25 protein-coding genes and 2 pseudogenes are annotated in these 20831 nt (G+C 68.7%); 15 read left to right on the forward strand and 12 right to left on the reverse strand.

Annotated features, from left to right (window positions below):
• The first annotated feature begins 8 nt into the window (after positions 1–8).
• The 4 genes from AB0G10_RS23600 to AB0G10_RS23615 all read left to right on the forward strand — a co-directional run bounded on the left by AB0G10_RS23600 (position 9) and on the right by AB0G10_RS23615 (position 3471).
• Entirely contained in the window at positions 9–1106 is a 1098-nt protein-coding gene (locus AB0G10_RS23600; protein WP_360925470.1) for a hypothetical protein, read from the forward strand.
• Positions 1107–1413: 307 nt separating this feature from the next.
• Complete coding sequence (gene wecB / locus AB0G10_RS23605; RefSeq protein WP_360925472.1) at positions 1414–2592, forward strand: UDP-N-acetylglucosamine 2-epimerase (non-hydrolyzing); 1179 nt, start codon at positions 1414–1416, stop codon at positions 2590–2592.
• A gap of 61 nt (positions 2593–2653) precedes the next feature.
• Complete coding sequence (locus AB0G10_RS23610) at positions 2654–3004, forward strand: hypothetical protein (protein WP_360925475.1); 351 nt, start codon at positions 2654–2656, stop codon at positions 3002–3004.
• Between the two features lie 38 nt (positions 3005–3042).
• Positions 3043–3471, forward strand: coding sequence for a VOC family protein (locus AB0G10_RS23615; protein ID WP_360925477.1), 429 nt, complete (start codon positions 3043–3045; stop codon positions 3469–3471).
• Positions 3472–3617: 146 nt separating this feature from the next.
• Here AB0G10_RS23615 and AB0G10_RS23620 read toward each other — a convergent pair whose 3' ends face one another.
• The gene (locus AB0G10_RS23620) at positions 3618–4175 is read right to left on the reverse strand and encodes a helix-turn-helix domain-containing protein (protein WP_360925480.1); all 558 of its coding nucleotides are present in this window, start codon (positions 4173–4175) and stop codon (positions 3618–3620) included.
• A gap of 29 nt (positions 4176–4204) precedes the next feature.
• The gene (locus tag AB0G10_RS23625; RefSeq protein WP_360925482.1) at positions 4205–4810 is read right to left on the reverse strand and encodes a TetR family transcriptional regulator; all 606 of its coding nucleotides are present in this window, start codon (positions 4808–4810) and stop codon (positions 4205–4207) included.
• A 103-nt stretch (positions 4811–4913) separates the two neighbouring features.
• Between AB0G10_RS23625 and AB0G10_RS23630 the strand changes: the two genes are divergently transcribed.
• The 4 genes from AB0G10_RS23630 to AB0G10_RS23645 all read left to right on the forward strand — a co-directional run bounded on the left by AB0G10_RS23630 (position 4914) and on the right by AB0G10_RS23645 (position 9604).
• Positions 4914–5348 (forward strand): MarR family transcriptional regulator, encoded by a 435-nt coding sequence (locus tag AB0G10_RS23630; RefSeq protein ID WP_360925485.1) that lies wholly within the window; start codon positions 4914–4916, stop codon positions 5346–5348.
• Positions 5345–6928: an MDR family MFS transporter gene (locus AB0G10_RS23635; RefSeq protein ID WP_360925488.1), complete on the forward strand. Its 1584-nt coding sequence runs from the start codon at positions 5345–5347 to the stop codon at positions 6926–6928. Before AB0G10_RS23630 ends, AB0G10_RS23635 begins: the two co-directional genes overlap by 4 nt.
• A gap of 152 nt (positions 6929–7080) precedes the next feature.
• The gene (locus AB0G10_RS23640) at positions 7081–8670 is read left to right on the forward strand and encodes a diguanylate cyclase (protein WP_360925491.1); all 1590 of its coding nucleotides are present in this window, start codon (positions 7081–7083) and stop codon (positions 8668–8670) included.
• A gap of 121 nt (positions 8671–8791) precedes the next feature.
• Complete coding sequence (locus AB0G10_RS23645) at positions 8792–9604, forward strand: SAM-dependent methyltransferase (RefSeq protein WP_360925494.1); 813 nt, start codon at positions 8792–8794, stop codon at positions 9602–9604.
• Positions 9605–9733: 129 nt separating this feature from the next.
• Here AB0G10_RS23645 and AB0G10_RS23650 read toward each other — a convergent pair whose 3' ends face one another.
• Both AB0G10_RS23650 and AB0G10_RS23655 read right to left on the reverse strand, forming a co-directional pair.
• Positions 9734–9982 (reverse strand): hypothetical protein, encoded by a 249-nt coding sequence (locus AB0G10_RS23650; RefSeq protein WP_360925496.1) that lies wholly within the window; start codon positions 9980–9982, stop codon positions 9734–9736.
• A 118-nt stretch (positions 9983–10100) separates the two neighbouring features.
• Entirely contained in the window at positions 10101–10352 is a 252-nt protein-coding gene (locus AB0G10_RS23655) for a hypothetical protein (RefSeq protein WP_360925498.1), read from the reverse strand.
• Positions 10353–10612: 260 nt separating this feature from the next.
• On the opposite strand from AB0G10_RS23655, the gene AB0G10_RS23660 reads away from it, so the two are divergent.
• Complete coding sequence (locus tag AB0G10_RS23660; protein WP_127543970.1) at positions 10613–10849, forward strand: DUF397 domain-containing protein; 237 nt, start codon at positions 10613–10615, stop codon at positions 10847–10849.
• Positions 10850–10914: 65 nt separating this feature from the next.
• On the opposite strand, the gene AB0G10_RS23665 is transcribed toward AB0G10_RS23660, so the two are convergent.
• Positions 10915–11805, reverse strand: coding sequence for a helix-turn-helix transcriptional regulator (locus AB0G10_RS23665; protein ID WP_360925501.1), 891 nt, complete (start codon positions 11803–11805; stop codon positions 10915–10917).
• A gap of 272 nt (positions 11806–12077) precedes the next feature.
• On the opposite strand from AB0G10_RS23665, the gene AB0G10_RS23670 reads away from it, so the two are divergent.
• The 4 genes from AB0G10_RS23670 (at position 12078) to AB0G10_RS23685 (ending at position 13664) form a co-directional block, all read left to right on the forward strand.
• Positions 12078–12392 (forward strand): hypothetical protein, encoded by a 315-nt coding sequence (locus AB0G10_RS23670; RefSeq protein WP_360925504.1) that lies wholly within the window; start codon positions 12078–12080, stop codon positions 12390–12392.
• The gene (locus AB0G10_RS23675; RefSeq protein WP_360925507.1) at positions 12389–12559 is read left to right on the forward strand and encodes a hypothetical protein; all 171 of its coding nucleotides are present in this window, start codon (positions 12389–12391) and stop codon (positions 12557–12559) included. Before AB0G10_RS23670 ends, AB0G10_RS23675 begins: the two co-directional genes overlap by 4 nt.
• 35 nt (positions 12560–12594) lie before the next feature.
• Positions 12595–12921, forward strand: coding sequence for a helix-turn-helix domain-containing protein (locus tag AB0G10_RS23680; protein ID WP_360925509.1), 327 nt, complete (start codon positions 12595–12597; stop codon positions 12919–12921).
• A 131-nt stretch (positions 12922–13052) separates the two neighbouring features.
• Positions 13053–13664 carry a malonic semialdehyde reductase gene (locus AB0G10_RS23685; protein ID WP_360925512.1) on the forward strand — a complete coding sequence of 204 codons (612 nt, stop codon included), beginning with the start codon at positions 13053–13055 and terminating at the stop codon, positions 13662–13664.
• 48 nt (positions 13665–13712) lie between these two features.
• Here AB0G10_RS23685 and AB0G10_RS23690 read toward each other — a convergent pair whose 3' ends face one another.
• Entirely contained in the window at positions 13713–14552 is an 840-nt protein-coding gene (locus AB0G10_RS23690) for a phosphoribosylaminoimidazolesuccinocarboxamide synthase (RefSeq protein ID WP_360925514.1), read from the reverse strand.
• Positions 14553–14680: 128 nt separating this feature from the next.
• Positions 14681–15919, reverse strand: a complete 1239-nt coding sequence (dcm, locus tag AB0G10_RS23695; RefSeq protein WP_360925517.1) for a DNA (cytosine-5-)-methyltransferase — start codon at positions 15917–15919, stop codon at positions 14681–14683.
• 100 nt (positions 15920–16019) lie between these two features.
• Here dcm and AB0G10_RS23700 point away from each other — a divergent pair, with 100 nt between their 5' ends.
• Positions 16020–16478, forward strand: a complete 459-nt coding sequence (locus tag AB0G10_RS23700) for a very short patch repair endonuclease (RefSeq protein WP_360925520.1) — start codon at positions 16020–16022, stop codon at positions 16476–16478.
• A gap of 221 nt (positions 16479–16699) precedes the next feature.
• Here AB0G10_RS23700 and AB0G10_RS23705 read toward each other — a convergent pair whose 3' ends face one another.
• The 4 genes and pseudogenes from AB0G10_RS23705 to AB0G10_RS23720 all read right to left on the reverse strand — a co-directional run.
• Positions 16700–17929, reverse strand: coding sequence for an MFS transporter (locus AB0G10_RS23705; RefSeq protein WP_360925523.1), 1230 nt, complete (start codon positions 17927–17929; stop codon positions 16700–16702).
• 125 nt (positions 17930–18054) lie between these two features.
• Complete coding sequence (locus AB0G10_RS23710; RefSeq protein ID WP_360925526.1) at positions 18055–19179, reverse strand: PQQ-binding-like beta-propeller repeat protein; 1125 nt, start codon at positions 19177–19179, stop codon at positions 18055–18057.
• A gap of 110 nt (positions 19180–19289) precedes the next feature.
• A complete protein-coding gene (locus AB0G10_RS23715) occupies positions 19290–19919 on the reverse strand; it encodes a DUF305 domain-containing protein (RefSeq protein ID WP_360925529.1) in 630 nt (209 codons plus the stop codon).
• Positions 19916–20044, reverse strand: a pseudogene (locus AB0G10_RS23720) (carbohydrate-binding protein); the annotation flags it as partial. The gene AB0G10_RS23715 and the pseudogene AB0G10_RS23720, both read right to left, overlap by 4 nt.
• 109 nt (positions 20045–20153) lie before the next feature.
• On the opposite strand from AB0G10_RS23720, the gene AB0G10_RS23725 reads away from it, so the two are divergent.
• On the forward strand, positions 20154–20282 hold the full coding sequence (locus AB0G10_RS23725) for a hypothetical protein (protein ID WP_360926439.1): 129 nt from the start codon (positions 20154–20156) through the stop codon (positions 20280–20282).
• Here AB0G10_RS23725 and AB0G10_RS23730 read toward each other — a convergent pair.
• Positions 20276–20764, reverse strand: a pseudogene (locus AB0G10_RS23730) (lytic polysaccharide monooxygenase auxiliary activity family 9 protein); the annotation flags it as partial. The gene AB0G10_RS23725 and the pseudogene AB0G10_RS23730 sit on opposite strands and share 7 nt — an antisense overlap.
• Positions 20765–20831 lie beyond the last annotated feature (67 nt).

Below are 20831 nucleotides of genomic sequence, written 5' to 3' on the forward strand. Positions count from 1 at the left end.
ACGGTGACGTGCGAGGCGGACTGGACGACGCGCTCGACAAGCTCGCCAGGCGGGACGAGCTGAGGCGCCGCGCCGCCGGAGAGAACCCCGGCACCCCGCCGGCGGTGACCGAGCTGGTCGAGGCGATCGCGGGTGTGATCTCCCGCCATCCCGAGCTGGGTGTCACGGTCGGCGTCGAGGGCGCCGGCGATCCGGTGTTGCTCCACTTCGGATTCGCGGACGGCGTCGTCCAGGTGAGCGCCGACAACACGGTCGCCGCCCGGGCCGCCGAGGCCGGTCCCCGGCACGCCGACTTCGAGATCGACGTGGACGCCGAGCCGGTCCAGGCCGAGCCGATCCACGCCGACCAGGTCCCGGCCGAGCCGGTTTTCGTCGAGCCCGCGTACTCCGAGCCGGCGTACTCCGAGCCCGCCTACACGGGTCCGTCCTATCCGGATCAGTCCTATGCGGACTCGTCCTACTCCGACGCGACTTATCCGGATTCGTCCTATTCGGAGCCGGGCTATTCGGAGCCGGCCTACGAGCGCCCCGACCCGCCCCGGGCCACCCGCGACGATCAGGACCGCTTCGGCCCGACCGATTTCGATTACGAAGAACCACCCACGGCCGAGCGCCCGTTCGTGGTCCCGCACCCATTCGCGGCCACGCCTCCGCCGCCGGTTCCACCCCAGACCCCCATTTCGTACGCCGGAAGCCCCGCTTTCACCGCGCCCCCACATTCGGCGCCCCCCTTCCAGGCCGAGCCGGGATTCGTCCCTGACCAGGTCTCCCCCACGCACCCGGTGCAGCCGACCTCGAGCCAGCCCTCAGGCCAGCCCACGCACAACCACGCCGAGCCCCAGGCCCAGCCCGCATCCCGCCCGGCCGTGCCCCACCAGGCGATGCCCCACCAGGCCGCGCCGAGCCAGGCCACGCCGCAGCAGCCCCAGCCTCAGGCACACCAGCCACAGGCACATCAGCCGGCCGCCGCGCCGGGCTTCCCGCCGCCGCTGGCTCAGCCGATCCCGCTGCAGGTGGAGCGCCCCGAGGAGACCGAGCAGGCCGCCCGCCGCCTGGCCGCCCTCCTCCGCGACGACCCGACGCTGCTCGACGCACCCCACGACTGACTCCCAGCACCGCAAAGGTCACCCTGCGTATCCGCATGGGCGACTCCCTAGTCATCACGCTGAGCAACGACGACACTCCGCCCCGAAGCACTCCCCAACTCCTCGAATGCGGGCCGTTCGCGCCCGAATTCGCCCCGCCCGAACCTCTTGCGCCGTCTGGGTTGGACCTTTCGGACATTCCCCGCCCCCGTTCCGCTCGCACCCCTTGAGTCACGCTCGGTAACTACCTAATGTCCTATTACGTCCGGGAGAAACTTGCCGGACATCACGAACAGTGACGAGGACGAGCCGAAAGACCGTGACCACGATGAAGCGCGAAGTCCACCTCGTCGGCGGCACCCGCCCCGAGGCCGTCAAGCTCGCCCCCGTCGCCCTGGCCGTGCGGGAGGCGGGCCTGCTCGAACCGGTCCTGCTCGCCGGCGGCCCGGACCCGGCCACGGTCGGCCGGGCGCTCGCCGCGTTCGGCCTCGAGCCGGACATCTCGCTCACCGTCGAGCGCGGCACCGGCAGCCGGGACGAGCTGCTCATCGCGATGGTCCGCGAGCTCGACGAGCTCTGGTCGGTACGCACCCCGGCCGCCGTGATCGTGCAGGGTGACACCACGGCGAGCATGGCCGGCGCCCTCGCCGCGTTCTGGCGCCGCATCCCGGTCGTCCACCTCGAGGCCGGCCTGCGCTCCGGCGACCTGGGCTCGTCGTCCTCCGAGGAGGCGAACCGCCGCCTGGTAGCCCAGGTAGCGACGCTGCACCTCGCCCCGACGCCGCTCGCCGCGATGAACCTGCTGGACGAGAAGATCGCCCACACCGACGTCCTGATCACCGGCAACACCGTGGTGGACGCAACACTCGCGATGGCCGCCCGCCGGATGCCGTTCGAGACGGCACTGCTCCGGGAGCGGGAAGCGAGCCCGAACCGCCTGGTCCTGGTCACCGCGCACCGCCGGGAGTCGCAGGGCGAGCCGCTCGATCGCATCCTCGACGCCGTGAAGCAGCTCATCGCGCGCTACCCGGACATCGACGTCGTGCTGCCGGGCCACCCGAACCCGGCGGTCCGCGGACAGGTCGACGCCGCGCTGGCCGGCGTCGAGCGGGTCACGATCACCGGTCCGCTGCCCTACCCGGACCGGTCCCGCCTGCTCTCCGAGGCCTACCTGGTGCTCACCGACTCGGCCGGCGTCCAGGAGGAGGCCCCGTCGTTCGGGGTCCCCGCCCTGGTGCTGCGGGACGTGTCCGAGCGGGCCGGGTCGCCGACGGCCGGCTGCGCCAAGCTCGTCGGCTCGGACACCGCGCGGATCGTCGAGGAGGCCTCCGCGCTGCTGGACAGCCGGGTCAGGCGGGACGCCATGACAGCGGGCGGCAACCCGTACGGTGATGGTCTTGCTGCCCGGCGCACCGCGCAGGCCACCGCCGCGCTCCTGGGTCTCGCACCCGCTCCCGAGGCCATGCCCGTCGGTGCGAACGTCGTCACGTCCGGAGCAGCCGCCTGATGTCCGCCGTGATCCCCCGGCGCGGCACCGGCACGATGATCAACGGCTGAGGAGCCTTCAGATGGATACCGTGGACTTCTGGGTCGAATCCTGGACCGCCGGCGACCTGACCGCCGCCCGCCGCCTGCTCACGCCCGACGTCGAGGCCGAGTGGAACTTCGACGCTCCGGTGGACGACGAGGAGCTGCTCCAGGTCCTGTCGCGGGTCGCGGCCTTCGCCGACCGCGTCGAGCTGGTCGCCCGGACGGACGCCGTCGACGGCGCCGCGCTGATCTACGACCTGGCCGCGCCGTTCGGCACGGCCAGGTTGGTGGAGTTTCTCGCGGTGGATGCCGGGTCGATCTCCGAGATCAGGCATGTGTACGACGTGACGGCCGTGGACCGCTTCTTCCCGGGCCTCTACGCGAATTAGGCCGCTTTCTGTCCTAAGTCCTCGGTAGCGTGCCGTACATGCCTTACGACTTCCAGATCGTCGTCGACAGCAGCGACCCGCACACGCTCGCCGACTGGTGGGCCGAGACCCTCGACTGGCAGGTGGAGCCACAGGACGAGGCGTTCATCAAGGACATGGTCGCGAAGGGCAACGCCCGCGAGGACGACACGAAGCTGCACAACGGCAAGCTGGTCTGGCGGATCGGCGGCGCCGTCGTCCACCCCGACGGCGCCGGCCGCAGCCGGGTGCTGTTCCAGCGGGTCCCCGAGCCGAAGACGGTGAAGAACCGCCTCCACCTCGACATCCGTGTCGGTGACGAGGGCCGCGAGGCCGCCCGGGACAGGTTGGTCGAGCGGGGCGCGACGTTCGTGCGGGCGGGCAGTCAGGGCCCGTTCTCCTGGTTCGTGATGACCGACCCGGAGGGCAACGAGTTCTGCCTCGCCTAGGCGTTCCGCCTCGCCTAGGCGTCCGCTTCGCCTGGACAGAGAAGCGCGGTTCCGGGACGGGGGACCCGGAACCGCGCCTGTCTGTGATTGCTGTTACCCGTGTGGCCCACGGTTGAAACTGGGGAAATCGAGGGATCTGGAGCGCCTCATCGGGTGGCGAGACCGCCGAGCAGGAGCGACAGCTGGCGCCGCCAGGCCTGCGGGTCGGCGGAGTGCTGGGCCACGCCGGCGTTCGCCATCATGAGCAACGCCATGTCCTGCCGGGTGAAGTCGGGCCGCAGCCGGCCCGCGCGCTGGGCCCGGACGACGACGTCGACGGCCCGCTGCTGGGCCATGGCGCGCAGGGCGGCGAGCCGCTCGTCGTCGTCGAACGCCGTGGTGACCAGCAGCTCCGCGAAGCCCCGATCGGTCGCCTGGAGCTCGCAGACCCGGGTCAGGTAGCCGACGAACGCGGCCCACGGGTCGGGGTGCTCGAGGGACTGCTCGGCGAGCCGGACCGCCGCGGTCATGAGGCTCGCGAACACCTCGGCGATCAGGTGCCGGCGGCTGGGAAATCGACGATAGAGAGTGGCGTTGCCGACCCCGGCCCGGCGGGCGATCTCGTCGAGCGACGCGTCGAGGCCCTGCTCAGCGAAGACCTCCCGAGCGGCGGCGAGCAGTGCTGCTCGATTCCTTCGGGCGTCCGCGCGCAGCCGGGTGGCCATGGGCATGAGGATACGACGTCGGCACTCTCTCAGGCGTGGCCGTGGCCGGCCTGGGCGAGGGCCTCGCTCGCGACCTCCCAGTAGGTGGAGTCGGCCGGGTGCAGGAGCCATGCTGTGAGGGCGACCCTGAGTGCCGCGAGGAACGTCGCCGCGATCAGCGCCGCGCGTACGCCCGAGGGGTCTTCGGAAGGACCCAGACGGACCGCGACCTCCGCGGCGACCTCGCGCTCCATCGCCGCGAAGGTCTGCATCTGCGCCGCGGCGAGCGACGGATGCCGGCGCATCAGGCGCGTCCGCGCCGTCCACTCCGGATCGAGATCGCCCTGCGCGCTGTAGAACTCCTCGGCGGCCGCCGTGAGCGCCACCCACGGCGACTCGGCCGCCGGACGCGCCTTGATCATCGCGGCCATCTCGCGCATCCGCTGATGCTGGCCGTAGAAGAGCGCCTCTTCCTTGTTGGCGAAGTAGTTGGAGAACGTGCGGCGGGAGACGCCGGCGTCGTCCGCGATCGCCTCGACCGTGATCCGGTCCGGCCCGTGCTCCAGGGCGAGGCGTAGCGCCGCCTCGTGCAGGGAGAGGCGGGTGGCCGCCTTCTTGCGCTCACGAAGGCCCGGCTCGGTGGTCGGCACGCTCATCTCCTGAGCATATCGGCGTGTGATTCAGTTCCCAATGGGAAAACTTGCACAACAGGCAACTTCGGAGCGATAGTTGTATGCAACAAGCATCACGGGAGGCGACATGACGAGCGACAACCTGATCACGGCTCTGCATGAGCTGCTCAAGGCGGTTCGTCTGATGAAGCAGAACTCGCTCGCCCCCGTCGGCACCGTCGGTGTGCTGGCCGCCATCCGGCGCCACGAGTCCTGCCACATGAAGGACCTGGCCGCCGAGCACGCCCTCGACCCCTCGACGATCAGCCGGACCATCGCCGCCCTGGTGCGCGACGGCCTGGTCGCCCGGGCCGCCGACCCCGACGACGGGCGCGCCAGCATGCTGCGCCTCACCGACCGGGGCCAGGCCGTGCTCGACGAGGTGTCCGCGCACTACGACGACCGGCTTGCCGAAGCCCTCTCCGAGTGGAGCCCGGCAGAGATCGACACCTTCGCCTCATCCCTGCAGCGGTTCGCACAAGACCTGATCAACCACACGCCCAGCCTGGAGGTCGCGCGATGAGCGCCCCAACCACAACCCGGGCCGACCACAGCGCGATGACGCACCGCGAGATCATGGAAGCCCTCTCCGGCCTCCTGCTCGTGCTCTTCGCCGCGATGGCCAGCTCCACCATCGTCTCCACCGCACTGCCGAAGATCATCGGTGACCTCAACGGCACGCAGACGCAGTACACCTGGGTCGTCACGGCGACCCTGCTCACCGCGACCGCCACCACCCCGATCTGGGGCAAGCTCTCCGACCTCTTCAGCAAGAAGCTGCTGGTCCAGCTCTCCATCGTGATCTTCGTGCTGGGCTCGCTGATCGCCGGCTTCACCCAGAACACCGAGCAGCTCATCGCCGCCCGGGCGTTCCAGGGCATCGGCATGGGCGGCGTGCAGGCGCTGGTCCAGGTCGCGATCGCCGCGATGATCCCGCCGCGGGAGCGCGGCCGTTACAACGGCTACCTCGGTGGCGTCATGGCCCTCGCCACGGTCGGTGGCCCGCTGCTCGGCGGCCTCATCGTGGACAGCGACTGGCTCGGCTGGCGCTGGTGCTTCTTCATCGGCGCGCCGTTCGCCGTGATCGCCCTGATCGTGCTCCAGAAGACCCTGCACCTGCCGGTCATGAAGCGCGACAACGTGAAGATCGACTGGCTCGGCGCCTTCCTGATCGCCGCCGGCGTCAGCGTCATCCTGGTCTGGGTCTCGTTCGTCGACGACTCGTTCGGCTGGGCCTCCTGGGAGACGTTCGCGATGGTCGGCGCCGGCGTGGTCCTGCTCGCCCTCGCCGTCTGGGTCGAGTCGCGGGTCAGCGAGCCGGTGGTCCCGCTGCCCATCGTCCGGCAGCGCACCACGGCCCTCGCCATCATCGGCAGCCTCGCGGTCGGCATGGCGATGTTCGGCGGCTCGGTCTTCCTCGGCCAGTACTTCCAGATCGGCCGCGGCTACAGCCCGACCGAGGCCGGCCTGCTGATGATCCCCATGATGATCGGCATCCTGGTCTCCTCGACCATCGCCGGTCGCATGATCACCAAGAGCGGCCACATCAAGCCGTACGTGGTGGCCGGCACGATCGTCCTGGTCATCGGCTTCGCCGGGCTCTCGATGCTCGACCACGACACCCCGCTCTGGTACATCGGCATCGCGATGGCACTGGTCGGCATCGGCGTGGGCATGTCGATGCAGAACCTGGTCCTCGCCGTGCAGAACACCGTGGCGCTCAAGGACATCGGCGCGGCCAGCTCGACCGTCGCGTTCTTCCGCTCGCTCGGCGGCACGATCGGCGTCTCGGTCCTCGGCGCGGTGCTCGCCCGCCAGGTGGCCGACTCGATGGCCGAGCAGATGTCCGCGGCCGGCGCCTCGGCCGGGAGCAGCAGCTCCGGGGTCAGCGCGCTCAACCTGAGCAGCCTGCCCGAGGCGGTCCAGCACATGGTGCGGGTCGCGTACGGCGACGCCACCGGTCACATCTTCCTGATCTCCGCGGCCGTCGCGGTGGTCGGTGTGATCGCCGCGATCGCGATGAAGCCGGCCAAGCTGCGCAGCACGGTCGACCTCGGCGCCACTTCCTCCACCGAGAAGGAGCCGGCCCTCACCGGCAAGTAAGACAATCGTCCGCGACGCCCGCACCTCACTCGAGGTGCGGGCGTCGTCACAGTTGGGCATTTGTCCGTTTACGCAGAGCTACCCTCAAATTCCCTTCAGTCACGGTCGTGCCGGCCGATCGGTGCACCTGGGCAAGGGAGAGGAGACAACGGGTGGACGAGCTCGCGATCACGGCCGAGGCGCTCTCGGCCGCACTCCTCTCGATCGAGGACGAACGGTCCTGGAACGCCACGGCCGAGTTGCGCAACGCGCTGGCGATCGAGCAGTCCGCTCTCGCCCTCGGCGACGAGTCGCTCGTCATGCGGGCCCGGCTGGTCCAGGCCAACATGCGGCTGCGCTCCGGCGACGTGGCCGGCGCCTCGGAGCAGATCCTGCACGTCCACCAGTGGGCGGTCGCCCACGACGACCACCGGCTGATGGCCCGCACCCATCTGGTCTGGTCGTACATCCACGGTCACCTCAGCGACGCCGAGCAGGCCCTCGAGCACGCCGTGCTGGCGGTCGAGCTGCTCGACGAGAGCGCCACCACCCACATGCACATCTGGCACCGTACGAAACTGGCCGACGCTCTCTGGGCCGCCGGTTCGATGGACCAGGCGCGGGTCCGATACAAGCAGGCCGAGCAACTCGCCGTCGAGACCGGCTCGCCGGCCCTGCTCTGCCTGCTGAACAACTACGCCTTCACCGAGTTCGACACCGGCAACCAGAAGCGCGCCGAGCAGGTCGCGGACCGGCTGCTGCGGCTCGCCGACGAGCTCGGCGAGCAGCTCGAGCCGGCCTACCTCGACACCGTCGGCTGGATCCAGATCGGCAACGGCCGGTTCGCCGAGGCCGAGGCGACCATGCGCCGATGCATCGAGCGCCACGACGAGGGCTGCTACGACGCCGCCGACGGCCTGCCGATGTACCTGCTCACCCTGGCCCGGGCACAGCGCGGGCTCGGCGCGTACGAGCGGGCGCAGGCCACGCTGGACACCTCGCGCGGCATGTGCGAGGAGCGCGACCTCGGCGACCTGCTGGTCCGGGTGCACCAGGAGCAGGCCGAGCTGCACGCCGCCCGGGGCGACTTCGCGGCGGCCTTCGCGGCCCACAAGACCTTCTTCACGGCCTATCAGAACCGGCATTCGGTACGACGGGAGGCGCGCACCCGGACCCGGCAGGCGATGTTCGAGACCGACGAGGCCCGGCAGGAGGCCGAGCGCTTCCGCGAGCAGGCGCGGCGCGACCCGCTCACCGGCCTGCACAACCGGAGATACGTCGACGAGAAGCTGCCCGCGATGATCCAGAGCGACCCGTCGCTGACCCTGGCCCTCGTCGACCTCGACCACTTCAAGCAGGTGAACGACCGGCTCTCGCACCACGTCGGCGACCAGGTCCTGATCGCGGTGGCCGACCTGCTTGCCCGCGGGGTCGCGGCCGCCTGCCCGGACGGCTTCGTCGCCCGGATGGGTGGTGAGGAGTTCCTGATCGTGCTGCCGGGCGCCGGCCCGCATCGGGCCACCGCGCTGCTCGACGGCATCCGCCGGTCGGTCCGGGCGCACGACTGGGTGCCGCTGACCCACGGGCTCCCGGTGACCGTGAGCATCGGGGTCGCCCTCGTCGCCGAGGACCCGGCGCCGTCCCAGCCCTCCCTACTGTCCACAGCAGACAGTCGCCTGTACGCTGCCAAGCACGCCGGACGTGATCGCGTCGTGTCGGTCACCGACCGCCGGGAGCACTCCGCGCACGCCTCCGCAGCCTGACGAACCCGGCACATTCCGTAGCCGGAATCGGTCTCCGGGGGTTAAGTCGGTCAATCATTCCCGCTACCCTGGGACGGGCCGAGATGATCGGCGACGGGGTCGTGGCGCGAGGAGGCTTGTCGTGGACAAGGGCAGCAACGAGGTGGCTCCGCCCGGGGTCAACATCAACGTCCCGCACTCCGCCCGCATCTACGACTACTGGCTCGGCGGCAAGGACAACTTCGCCGTCGACCGCGCCGTCGGCGAGGCCATGATGAAGGCCATCCCCGGGATGCGCTACATGGCCGGCGAGAACCGCAAGTTCGTCCATCGGGTGGCCCGCGACCTGGTGGCGAAAGAGGGCATCAGCCAGTTCCTCGACATCGGCACCGGCATCCCGACCCGGCCCAACCTGCACGAGATCGCCCAGGGGATCAACCCCGAGGCCGCCGTGGTCTATGTGGACAACGACCCGATCGTGCTGGTCCACGCCCGCGCCCTGATGATCAGCACGCCGGAGGGGAAGTCGGAGTACATCTCGGCCGACATCCGCGACCCGAAGTCGATCCTCGAGGACCGGGCCCTGCGCGACACCCTCGACCTCACCAAGCCGGTCGGCCTCACCCTGATCGCCATCCTGATGCTGCTCGCCGACGCCGACGACCCGTGGAGCAAGGTCGCCGAGCTGCGCGACGCCCTGCCGTCCGGCAGCCTGCTCGCGATCACCCACCCGACGGCCGACTTCAACCCCGAAGAGGTGAACGCCGCGGTCGCGGCCGCCACCGGCGCCGGGATGACGCTCGTGGCGCGCACGCACGACGCGGTGCAGCGGTTCTTCGGCGACTGGGAGCTGCTCGACCCGGGCCTCGTCCCGGTGTCGAGCTGGCGTCCGGATGACGAGGTGGCCGATCCGGAAGCCGCATATTACTGGGCCGGGGTCGCCCGGAAGCCCTGAAGGTTTCTCTCTTCTGACTTTTGGATCGCAGTGAAAACCCCCGCCGGCTCGGCCCGGCGGGGGTTCTCCAGTAAGGCTCCAAGACCGGATGGGCGGCCCAGCACGGGGAACCGGACCGCCCATCCGGCGTCAGACGGGTGTACTCCGTAACACCCGCAAGCGCGGACGCTTGCACGCCGGGGGGACGGGCATCCGCCCCGCCCGGATCAACATCTCCCGGACCTCGCCGGACCGCCCCGCTCGGTCGACCACCACGGCGCGCACGCCGAACCAGGTGTCGCCCTCGTGCGGGACCGGTTTGGCCCAGTCGACGTGAAGCATGCGGAGCCGGATCGGCCCGACGCCGTAGCAGTAGTCCGCCTCGGCGAACTCGTGCACGGGCCAGAGCGGACCGCTCGGCCACAACCGATCGTCACGAACCCGTGGCGCAGAGGCACCCCACCGGCCCCGGGCCGGACGCTGTCCGGCCGGGCGCGGCCGGCGGCACCGGATGAGGTCACTCGTGCGCGTCGGACTCACCCTCCTCGGCTGACGGCTCCGTGGCGGTCTTCCCGCCGGGCCGGCTCAACGCATACCTCACCCCACCGAACCGGTGCGTGACCGTGCTGGCCCGGGCCTCTGCCGCGCACACCTCATCGATGGCGGGCTCGTCCCGGAAGAGCAGCGCCGGGTTCCCACGGCGTGCGAACTCGGTCACCTCGGAACCGTTCGGATCGGGATGTTCCGGGCCGATGTTCGGAATCGACACACTCGTCACCTCTCGCTCAGAACGCCCCCGCCAGGGGAGCCTCGCGCTGAGGCCGCAGACGTCGCTCCGCGACCGACCCATCACCCAAAGATGTCACCCTGAGTGACAACCATTGGGAGCAGTACGTGCGTTATCATGCTCAAAATCACGTGACTACGCAAGGCCAGATGCACGTGCATCTGCAATCTCGGCCTATTTGGCACGTGACATCACCACCCCCGGGTCGATCGGCGGTCCGGGGCAGACCAAGGGAGCTTGGAATGGCCTACGTGGTCAACGGCATGCCAGCCGGCCAACTGCAGGGCGTTGTCTGGCAGAAGAGCCGTCGCAGCAACCCGAGTGGCAACTGTGTGGAGTGCGCCGTCCTGCCCGGCGGCGATGTCGCCGTGCGCAACTCCAGGGACCCCGAGGGTGCCGCGCTGATCTACACGCGCGCCGAGATCGAGGCGTTCCTCGGTGGCGTCCGCGACGGAGACTTCGACAACCTCGTCGCCTGATCCTTCAAAGGTCCGGTCGCGCCGCGACCGGACCTTTCTCTCACTGCCCGTCCTTTCCGCGGCCGTCAGGCCGGGCGGCCGACCTCGTGCAGGAGCTTGCCGAGGATCTCCGGCGTGTGGTTCGGCGGCTCGGCGTCGATACAGACCCGCTCCATCGCCATCGCGTACTGGTCGACGTCCTCGCGCTTGTCCAGGTAGATCGCGCTGGTGAGCTGTTCGACGTAGACGACGTCGGGCAGCTCCGGCTCGGGGAACCGCAGGATCGCGAACGGGCCGCCGGCCGCGGCGTGACCGCCCGCGTGGAACGGGATGATCTGGAGCCGGACGCTCGGCAGCTTGGACGCCTCGATCAGCGCCTCGATCTGCTGGCGCATCACCTCGACGCCGCCGATCGGCCGGCGCAGCACCGCCTCGTCGATCACCGCCCACAACTGGGGGCCACCCGATCGGGTGAGAATCTGCTGCCGATGACGGCGGACCTCGACACGGCGGTCGATCTCGTCCGCGCTCGCGCCGGCATGGCCCAGCATGATGACAGCCCGCGCGTACTCGGGAGTCTGAAGCAGCCCGGGCACGAACTGGATCTCATAGGTACGGATCAGCGAAGCGGCCGCCTCGAGACCGAGGTAGCTCTGGAACCAGCCCGGAAGGATGTCGCTGAAGTGGTGCCACCAGCCCGGGTTGTTCGCCTGACGGGCCAGGCCGATCAGGGCCTCGCGCTCGTCCGAGTCTTCGACGCCGTACATGCTGAGCAGGTCGGATACGTCGCGCTCCTTGAAGCTGACCCGGCCGAGCTCCATGCGGCTGATCTTCGAACCCGAGGCGCGGATCTCGTATCCCGCGGCCTCACGGGTGATGCCCTTCGACTCCCGCAGCTTCCGGAGCTGGGAGCCGAGCAGAATGCGGAGGACGGTCGGGCCACCGCTCGGCGCCTCCTCCTGCGAACCCGCGCTCACCTGACTCCTCGTCGCCACGTTGTGACTGCCCGGCACAGCCACATGCATCCTAGAGCGGAGATCGTCCGCCGCGAAACCACGTCCGAGCCTATCCCGCGCGCATCTGCGCGAAGCAGATGCACGTGCATCCGGCCTTGCGGACGCACTTGATGACGAGCATGATAGCTGACAGACAAGTACCCGCTTGCTAACACAGCGTGCCGAAAAGTCAGACTGCTCGGCCGATGTGTGGGTGCGACGCCCGGCTCATCCGGAAATGTGGAGGCACGCCCATGTCGAAGACGATGGCGTCCACGCCCACCGTCACCCCGCCTCAGCGTGACCCGGCGGATGTGGCCCCGGCCGAGAGCTACCGTCCGTCCGACCCGGTGTGGGTCTACCGGGACGGGTGGCGCGCCGGCGTCATCGAGGCGTCGTCACCCCGCGCCGTCACCGTCACCTACCGCCCGGGCGGCAACCTCGGCACCGGCGTCGACACGTTCACGGCGCCGTACGTGACGTCCCGCTTCGACAGCGACCCCGCCCTCGACCAGCGCGGGCTGCGCCTGGTCCGCCGGCACCCGCTCAACCGGGGGCCGCTGGCATGACCGGCGCCGTGACCGTCTCCGCGATCGTCGGCCTGCTGAGCCTCTTCGCCGGAGTGGCCCTGGGGTGGTACCTCCGCCGTACGAATGATTGGTGCCCGACCTGCGGGGAGCAGCTCACCTGCCATGGGACCTGCCATCAGCTCAGCGTGCGTGCTCCGGTCGTCTAGTTTTGACGCGTGCTCCGGTCGTCTAGTTTTGACGCATGACGGCCGTCAGCCCCTCGTGCGCCGCCCGCGACGCCGCACTGGCGCGCGCCTTCGAATTCCTGGGTCGCCGCTGGAACGCCGCGGTGCTCGGCAAGCTGCAGGACGGGCCGCTCGGGTTCCGTGAACTCTCCCGGACGATCGACGGCGTCAGTGACTCCGTGCTGTCGAACCGTTTGTCCTCATTGGTGGCGGCTGGTCTCATCGTGCGAAACGTGGACGACGGGCCGCCCGTCGCGGTGTCGTACGGATTGACCGATTCGGGTCGCGCGTTGATGCCGGCGCTGAACCAGATCGCCGCCTGGGCCGACGAGCACCTCTCCTAGGCCTTCGCTCTTCACGCCCGCGCCTTCGCCCTCGTACCCTTGCCCCTCGCTCTTGATCCTCAGGTTCTTCGCCCTCTACCCGTGATCAACTTCATGTGGCTTTCCCTGAGTGAGTAACTACTTTTTTAGAAGTGGATACTCTTTCTGGAGCGCGTCCTTCGCTGGACGCCGCCGGTCGCGCACTGCTCTTCACGGATGCGCGCACCGCCTCCTCGTTCGCGCCGACGCCGGTCTCCGACGAGGAGCTCGCCGCGATCTGGGAGCTGGCGAAGTGGCCGCCGACCGCCGCGAACACGCAGCCGCTGCGAGTGGTCTTCGTTCGTACCGAAGAGGGCAAGAACCGACTGATCGGGCACCTCAACGAGGGCAACCGGGCGAAGTCGGCGAGTGCGCCGGCCGTGGCGCTGCTCGCCCTCGACAGCGAGTTCCACGAGCACGTGCCGCAGGTGTTCCCGCACAATCCGGGACTCAAAGATGTGTACGAGGCCAACGCCGACCTGCGGATCTCCAACGGCACGTTCAGCGCGGCGCTGCAGGTCGGCTACTTCGTCCTGGCGGCCCGCGCGACCGGCCTCGTCGCCGGCCCGATGACCGGGTTCGACAAGGCCGCCATGGACGCCGAGTTCTTCCCGGACGGGCGCTTCAAGTCCCTCGCAGTGGTCAACCTCGGTCACCCCGGCGAGAACGCGTGGCGGGACCGCCTGCCTCGCCTGTCGCCTTCGACGACCCTGCGGTGGGCCTGAGATCTTTGTGATGGCCCGGCGGTTCTCTGCCGCCGGGCCCGTTCGCTTCTACTTCCAGGTGTCGCCGGTGAGGCGCTCGTAGACCTCGACGTAGCGGTTCCGCGTCGCCTCGACCACCTCGTCGGGGATCTCCGGGCCCGGCGCCGTCCGATCCCAATCGGTCAGCTGGCCGGACCAGTCGCGCAGGAACTGCTTGTCCAGGTAGCGCGGCACACTGCCCGGCTTCCACTCGTCAGCACTCCAGAAGCGGGACGAGTCGGGCGTGAGCACCTCGTCGCCGAGCTTCGGCGTGCCGTCCTTCGCCCGCCCCACCTCGATCTTGGTGTCGGCGATGATGATGCCTTTGGCCGCGGCGATCTCCGACCCGCGCCGGTAGATCTCCAGCGTGACCCGGCGCAGCTCCTCGGCCAGCTCCGCGCCGACCCGCTCCTGCGTCTGCTCGTACGTGATGGGCTCGTCATGCCCGCCGCCCACCGGCTCCTTCGTGCTGGGCGTGAAGATCGGCTCCGGCAGTTTCGAGGACTCCACGAGGCCCGGCGGCAGCGTGTTGCCGGAGATCGGCCGTCCCGCCTCGTAGTCCCGCAGCCCCGAACCGGCCAGATACCCGCGGGCGATGCACTCCACCATGACCATCTCGAGCCGCTCGCAGCGGATGGCCCGCCCCCGCCACTCGTCCGGCACATCGGTCGCCGAGATCACGTGGTTCGGGATGACGTCGGCGAGCTGCTCGAACCACCAGAGCGACAGCTGGGTGAGGATCTTGCCCTTGTCCGGGATCGGCGTCGGCAGGATGACGTCATAGATCGAGATCCGATCCGAGGTGACGAGCAGCAGTTCATCCCCGTCGGCATAGACGTCCCGGACCTTGCCGGAGTGCAGGAGCTCCACGTGAGCGTTCCCCTTGATCGAGGCGGTTGGCGTGCGGTTTCACGCTATCGAACGATGCACGAGTCTCGCTTGGCAGGCAGCCCAACCCCGGGGCAGGAGGCACAAATTGCCTTCTGCCCCGGGGTGAGTCAGGAAATGCTCGATCGGTTCTTCTGGAAGACTTCGTGCCGCAGGTGATCCTCTTGACCGAGGAAGGCCTTGAACCCACCGAATCGGTACGCCGGGCCGGTTGACCGCTCTTCAATGTGAATATCGAAGTCGCGGCTCAGCAAGCCGATGCGCCTCTCGAGTTCCGGCACCTCGATCGGACCCACAGTCCGGATCAGCTGTGCCTGAGTAACGAAATCGTCGGTGTTCCGGAGTGCTTTGTAGATGGGATCATGATCTGCGGGCTTCCGAGGATCAGGTGTGCCCTCGTGGCGCAATGCCCGCATGATGGCCCCACCGACAGCCGCAGCCACCGGAGGCGGGAAGGCGTTGCCGATCTGGCGATAACGCGTCGTCTTGCGGCCCGTGAAGGTCCAGGCGTAGTCGTCGGACCATCCTTGGATCCGCGCCACCATCTCAGTTGTCAGCTTGGGACCGACAGCGAACTTCGCCCCGGGCAGCGGGGGCGCATCAGCCACGCCAAGCGCGTCCACGCCCATCTCGGCCCAAGCCCGCTTCGCGCGAGTGGGCCCGAGATCCGCACCACCATGCTTCTTAGAACCACCGACGATGGTGGGAGCGATCTTGTCAGCCTTCTCCGCCCATTCGGCAGCGCCTTCCCAACCGGCTGCACCCATCAGGTCGGCAAGTGCCTCGCCAACAGTCGTGACTTCTTCAACCGGCTTGGGCCAGGAGAAGTAGCCGGCGTCTTCTTCTTGCATGGCAACCAGCACGAACCGTGGACGAAGCTGCGGAACGCCGAAATCAGAGGCCTGCAGGAGCTGCCAAGAAGCCACATATCCCATCGCCGCTAGTCGATCCAGAACATGCTGCCGATAACCGGAGAAACGCGGCATGCTCAGGCCACGGACGTTCTCCAGCAGGAGCGCCCTCGGCTTGACCACACCGGCAAGCTCCACTGCCCAAGCGAATAAATCTCGTTCGTCTGTCGCCCCGAGCTGCTTCCCAGCAATCGTGAACGGCGGACAGGGAACACCACCTGCAAGAAGCGCGACGCCTTCGTAGTCGGCCGGGTTCCAGGTGGCCGGATTGGCCACGTCACCGAGCTGCACTTTCCACGACGGGCGGTTCTCCCGCAGGGTGTTACACGCGTTCTCATCCAGTTCGACGGCGAGTGCATGCTCGAAGCCAGCCCTCTCCAGGCCTAAGGCCTGACCGCCGGCACCAGCACAGATCTCCACGACTTCGAGACCGGCCACGGGGCCTCCTTCCAGGGCAGGGCAAGCAGGTCAACTGCTGCCGAGTATCTTGCCTTAATCAGCTGGCCACCCCACGCACGGTGTGACTGCGAGGTTGTGAGTGTCTCGAGGTAACCCTCAAGAGCGACGCGACAAAGCCCACGCGAAGGGAACTTATCCGGCACCACTCAACGCTGGCCGCTCGCGGAACATGCAAGCTAACCGCCGCAGCAACACGAAACCCGAGGTGGCCCTCCGGACGGCCTTGCACCGTCTGGGCTATCGCTACCGCAAGGATCTCTTGATCAAGCTCTCCGACACCCGGGTGCGGCCGGACATCGTATTCACGAAACGCAAGGTTGCCGTCTTCGTCGACGGGTGCTTCTGGCATGTCTGCCCTCAGCACGGAAGGCACCCTACAACCAACGAGTGGTATTGGGCTCCAAAGCTTAGGCGGAACATGGAACGCGACGGCCAGGTGAACACCGCGCTCCATGAGGCGGGATGGAGGGTCGTCCGGGTCTGGGAGCACGAATCACTGGAGGAAGCCCTCCACGTCGTGCGCTCCGCACTGGACTGACCGAACATACGTACGACTCTACCGCCGGGATCGCAAAAGTCTAGTCTCTGAGCTACCCCCGTTGAGGCAAATTTTGGCTGCTCCGAGCCCCTCCGAGGCGACGAGGTACGGACCCCTCATACGGCGTCACGTCCGTGGGCATGGCGACCTCGGCAGCTCAAACCGGAAGATTGAAAAGCCGCCCTGTCGCATGCGACAGGGCGGCTTCATGAGATCGACGGTCAGGCGGGCTGCTCGACCGGGCGGCGCAGGACGACGTTCAGGTTCAGCGAGCGGCCCTTCACCTTCGCGAGCGCTGCGGCGCCTGCGATGGCCGCGACCGTGGTGATGGCGCCGGCGACCATGAGGGCTCCTCGGCCGCCGAGTGTGTCGCAGAGCCAGCCGACCGCCGGGGCGCCGAAGATGCCGGAGAGCGAGGACACGATTCCGACTGTCGCCAACACCCGGCCGCGCATCGCCTCGTCCGTGTCCAGCTGGATGCGGGTGGAGACGACCGTGTCGAACACGACGGCGCCGGCGGCGATCGGCAGGATCAGGGCGGCGAAGCCGAGGACGTTCGGGGCGAGACCGGACGCGAACTGCAGCACGCTGATCAGGAAGCCGGTGCCGAGCAGGACGCGCAGCGTCGACTTTCCGCTGCCGGCCAGCACCAGACCACCGGCGACCGCGCCTACCGCGAAGACCGTCGACAGCAGGCCGTACGAACCCGACGAGCCGCCCAGCGGACCGGAGACCATCGCCGCCATCGACACCTGGTAGTTACGGCCGAGCGAGCCCAGCACGAACGACAACGCCAGGACGATCAGCACGACCGGCTGCCGGAGAACGTAGCGGAAACCGGCGATGACTCCACCCTCCGAAGAGGACGCGCGCGTCAGGTCCCGCATTTCACCGGTACGCATCGCGAGCAGCGCGCCGATCACGCCGAGGTAGGAGACCGCATTGATGATGAACAACGTGGAAGGGCCGGTGATGCCGATCAGGACACCGCCGAGCGCCATGCCGCCGATGCGTCCCGCCGAGCTCAGCACGCTACCGAGAGCGAGCGCCGACGCGAGCGCCTCCCGCGAGACCAGCGACGATCCGAATCGGCCGAGGACCGGGCCCTCGAAGGAGCTGATCACGCCGGAGAGCAGAGCCACCGCGTAGATCGCCCAGTTTCCGGAGGCGAACGGCAGCACCAGCACCAACGCCAGCAGCGCGCGAATGGCCTGGCAGGCGACGAGCATCGGACGCGCCGGAATCCGGTCGGCGAGGGCGCCGCCCCAGCTGCCGAGCAGCAGCACGGGCAGCGACTGCAGCATGACGACCGCACCCATCGCAGTGGCCGAACCGGTCACCGACAGGATCACCCAGTTGAGCGCGAGCACCTGCATCCAGGTGCCACCGACCGAGACGAGGTCGGCGGCCGCCCACAGACGGTAGTTGCGCTCCCTGAGTGGCGCGAACATCGGAGCCAAAGCGGTGATACCCCCGGAAGTGATAAGCGATTTCGCCTATCCCTTCGGACCGGGTCCACGTTCCGCTTCGCCGATTTTCCGGGTACAACACAATGGCAACCCAGGGGCCGATTGCGCTACCGGAATGCAACGAGATCGGACCCGGATACTCCGTAGACGGTGCCACCGGACACGATCACCCGACCGGGGAACGAGGGCTTGAGCAGTACGCCGTCGGCCGCCCGCAGCACCGCCCCACCGGCATGGACCAACCCACCGGCCCGGATCGGCTGCCCGGCCTCCCGCGCGAGCCGCGTCGACCAGACCCGCCGCCCGTCCCGCACATCCAACGCCTCGACCGATCGGGAAAAAGCTCGATAAATCCGGCGGCCGTCCACGGCGATCAACGCGTTGGCGCCGCGAACGGGACGGGCGATGGGGGCGGGATCGGCGATGTGGGCGGGACCGACACTGCCGCCGGTGTGCCGAGCCCGGGAAGACAAAGACGCGGTCCACAGCACGGCCCCATCGGTCCCGTCCACGGCGAGCAGATCACCCCGCGCGTCGGATACGTAGAAGAGGCCGTCGAAGGCCGCCTCGGCGGTCCAGTTCGCGAGCTCGCTCCACCGCAGCGACCCGTCCAGGATGTCGATCGCCGAAGTCCCGCCGTCGGCAAGCCCGTACCCATCGGTCTTGCGCATCATGATCACGCCGTTCAACGAAACCCCTGTGGTACCCCAGCCCGATTTCGACCAGAGCGCCTCGCCATCGGCGGCGCGGTAGGCGGCGACCTTCTCCGCGTCCGACGGCGACCATCCGGAGACCACGACGACGCCCCGGTCCACGACGACGGCACGGATCGGATTGGCGAGCGCGCGCTGCCAGCGAACCTTTCCACTGGTCAGGTCGAGGGCGGTGAGCCGGTCGCCACTCGCGGCGATCAGCAGCCCACCGCTCACGGCCATGGCCGGGACGACCCCATCCTCGTCGAAGTGCCACAGGGATGAGCCGTCCGAAATTGAGTAGGCCGAGATCCCCCGCCCGTCGATGGCGATCACCCGATCACCGGCGACGATCGGCCGCGAGAACCCCGAATCGCGCAGCCGCACCGACCATCGCCGCTCGAGCCGGCCGACCCCGCTCTCGTCGATCACCGATTCGGTGGGGTTGTAGTAGCTGTCCTCGGCGTCGAAGCCGGGATGTTCCCAGCCGGCGACGCCCGCGGTGGCCGGGCTCGCTGCCGCGGCGGCGGCGATTGCCACGGACAGGACCAGGGCAAGGGTACGAGGGCAAAAGCTCACGAAACCATGAAAACAGGACGACCCACCGTTCCCCTGGTGGGCCGCCCTGTGTCGGGGAAGGGATCCGAGAATCAGCCGTTCAGCAGCTTCAGCATCTGCTGGATCTGGTCGGCGCGGGACTGCTTGACGCGTTCCGCGAGCGCCCGGGCCTGCTCGTTGGCGCCCTTGTCGAGTTCCAGCGCAGCGAACTCGACGGCGGTCTGCTGGTGACCGAGGAAGAGGTTCAGGAACGCGGTCTCGAAGTCCGCCTTCTTGATCTTCTGGAGTCCCTCGATCTCCTTCTCGGTGGTGACCGGCAGACCGCCGTGGTCGGCGTGCAGGCTCTCCCGCTCGTCGAGCTCGGCGGGCTTGTCCCACTCCTTCAGCCAGTTCTTCATCATCGTGAGCTCGTCGGACTGGGTGAGCTCGACGGCCTTCGCGAAGTCGAGGATCTCCTGGCGCTGGGCCCGCTCGGAGGCGACGCCCACCATCTCGAGGCCCTGCTCCTGGTTGTCGACCAGCATCTGCAGGAACATCACGTCGGTGTCGTTGAAGGTCGACCCGGCGGTGATCTCGGCGACCGAGTTGACGTTCTGCGTCTCGGCGGCGGCCTGCGCCGTCTTGCCGGAGACCGACGCCGGCGCCGACGAGGAGGCGTCGGTGCCGCACGCGCCGAGCAGGAACGGCGCGGTCAGGGCGAGTGCTACGAACCGGCGCTTCACAGCGGCAGCCAGAGGGCGAGCGTGAAGATGGACGGCTCCCAGCTGCGGATCGAGGTGTGCGCCTGCCGGGTCTTGTACGAGACGCCCTGGTAGGTCACCACGTCACCGACCTTGTAGGACACTCCCGGCGCCCACTCGGAGCCGGTCGGCGCCTTCGTCGGCGCGGTGGAAGTCGGCGCGGTGGAAGTCGGCGCGGTGGTGCCGGGGGCGGTGGTCGGCGCCTTGGTCGGCGCGGTGGTCGGCGCCGTCGTCGGAGCCTTGGTCGGGGCGGTGGTCGGCGCGGTCGTGGGCGCCTTGGTCGGCGAAGTGGTGGGCGTCGTCGAGGATCCGCCGCCACCGATGTTCAAGTCCACGCAGCTGTAGAAGGCGGCTGCCGTATCCCCGATGTTCCACACGGCGAGCACGGTCTTCTTGCCGGAGAAGCCACTGAGGTCGACCTTGTGCGACACCGTCGCGTTGGGGATCGCGTTGTTGTCGTTGAACGTGGCGACCTCGGTACCGTCGATGGAGTACACCCAGGTGGCGGTCCGGTGCCGGGCGGTCAGGACCCAGTTGAAGGTCACCGAGCTGCCGACGCTGGTGGCCGGCCAGTTCCTGGATTCGTCGTTGAGCACCGAGAAGTTGGCGTTTCCACCGTTGCATTGCGAAGACCCCTTCGGAGCCTCGACACTCTGCGGCTCGAACTGGATGGCGCCACAGTCCGAGACCGTGCCGGCGGCGCAGAGCGCCTGGCGGCTCGGGGGCGAGGAGACGTATCCGTGCGCCAGGGCCGGTGACGCGACAGCCACTGTCGAAGCTGCGACCATCCCGAGGGTAGCCAGCGGGTAGGCGATCTTCCTGCGCATGTCAGCTCTCCGAACATGTCGTCCTGGCAGTTACGAGCCAGAACGTTAGGGAGAGCCGCCATAACGG

This window comes from Actinoplanes sp. NPDC023714 (assembly GCF_040639855.1).
GTDB lineage: Bacteria > Actinomycetota > Actinomycetes > Mycobacteriales > Micromonosporaceae > Actinoplanes.

What these genes read in the sequence shown, in the direction of transcription:
- wecB (WP_360925472.1), top strand. Translation starts at nt 1,414, where the DNA reads ATGAAGCGCGAAGTCCACCTCGTCGGCGGCACCCGCCCCGAGGCCGTC.
- AB0G10_RS23610 (WP_360925475.1), top strand. Translation starts at nt 2,654, where the DNA reads ATGGATACCGTGGACTTCTGGGTCGAATCCTGGACCGCCGGCGACCTG.
- AB0G10_RS23615 (WP_360925477.1), top strand. Translation starts at nt 3,043, where the DNA reads ATGCCTTACGACTTCCAGATCGTCGTCGACAGCAGCGACCCGCACACG.
- AB0G10_RS23620 (WP_360925480.1), bottom strand. Translation starts at nt 4,175, where the DNA reads ATGGCCACCCGGCTGCGCGCGGACGCCCGAAGGAATCGAGCAGCACTG.
- AB0G10_RS23625 (WP_360925482.1), bottom strand. Translation starts at nt 4,810, where the DNA reads ATGAGCGTGCCGACCACCGAGCCGGGCCTTCGTGAGCGCAAGAAGGCG.
- AB0G10_RS23630 (WP_360925485.1), top strand. Translation starts at nt 4,914, where the DNA reads ATGACGAGCGACAACCTGATCACGGCTCTGCATGAGCTGCTCAAGGCG.
- AB0G10_RS23635 (WP_360925488.1), top strand. Translation starts at nt 5,345, where the DNA reads ATGAGCGCCCCAACCACAACCCGGGCCGACCACAGCGCGATGACGCAC.
- AB0G10_RS23660 (WP_127543970.1), top strand. Translation starts at nt 10,613, where the DNA reads ATGGCCTACGTGGTCAACGGCATGCCAGCCGGCCAACTGCAGGGCGTT.
- AB0G10_RS23670 (WP_360925504.1), top strand. Translation starts at nt 12,078, where the DNA reads ATGTCGAAGACGATGGCGTCCACGCCCACCGTCACCCCGCCTCAGCGT.
- AB0G10_RS23675 (WP_360925507.1), top strand. Translation starts at nt 12,389, where the DNA reads ATGACCGGCGCCGTGACCGTCTCCGCGATCGTCGGCCTGCTGAGCCTC.
- AB0G10_RS23680 (WP_360925509.1), top strand. Translation starts at nt 12,595, where the DNA reads ATGACGGCCGTCAGCCCCTCGTGCGCCGCCCGCGACGCCGCACTGGCG.
- AB0G10_RS23705 (WP_360925523.1), bottom strand. Translation starts at nt 17,929, where the DNA reads ATGTTCGCGCCACTCAGGGAGCGCAACTACCGTCTGTGGGCGGCCGCC.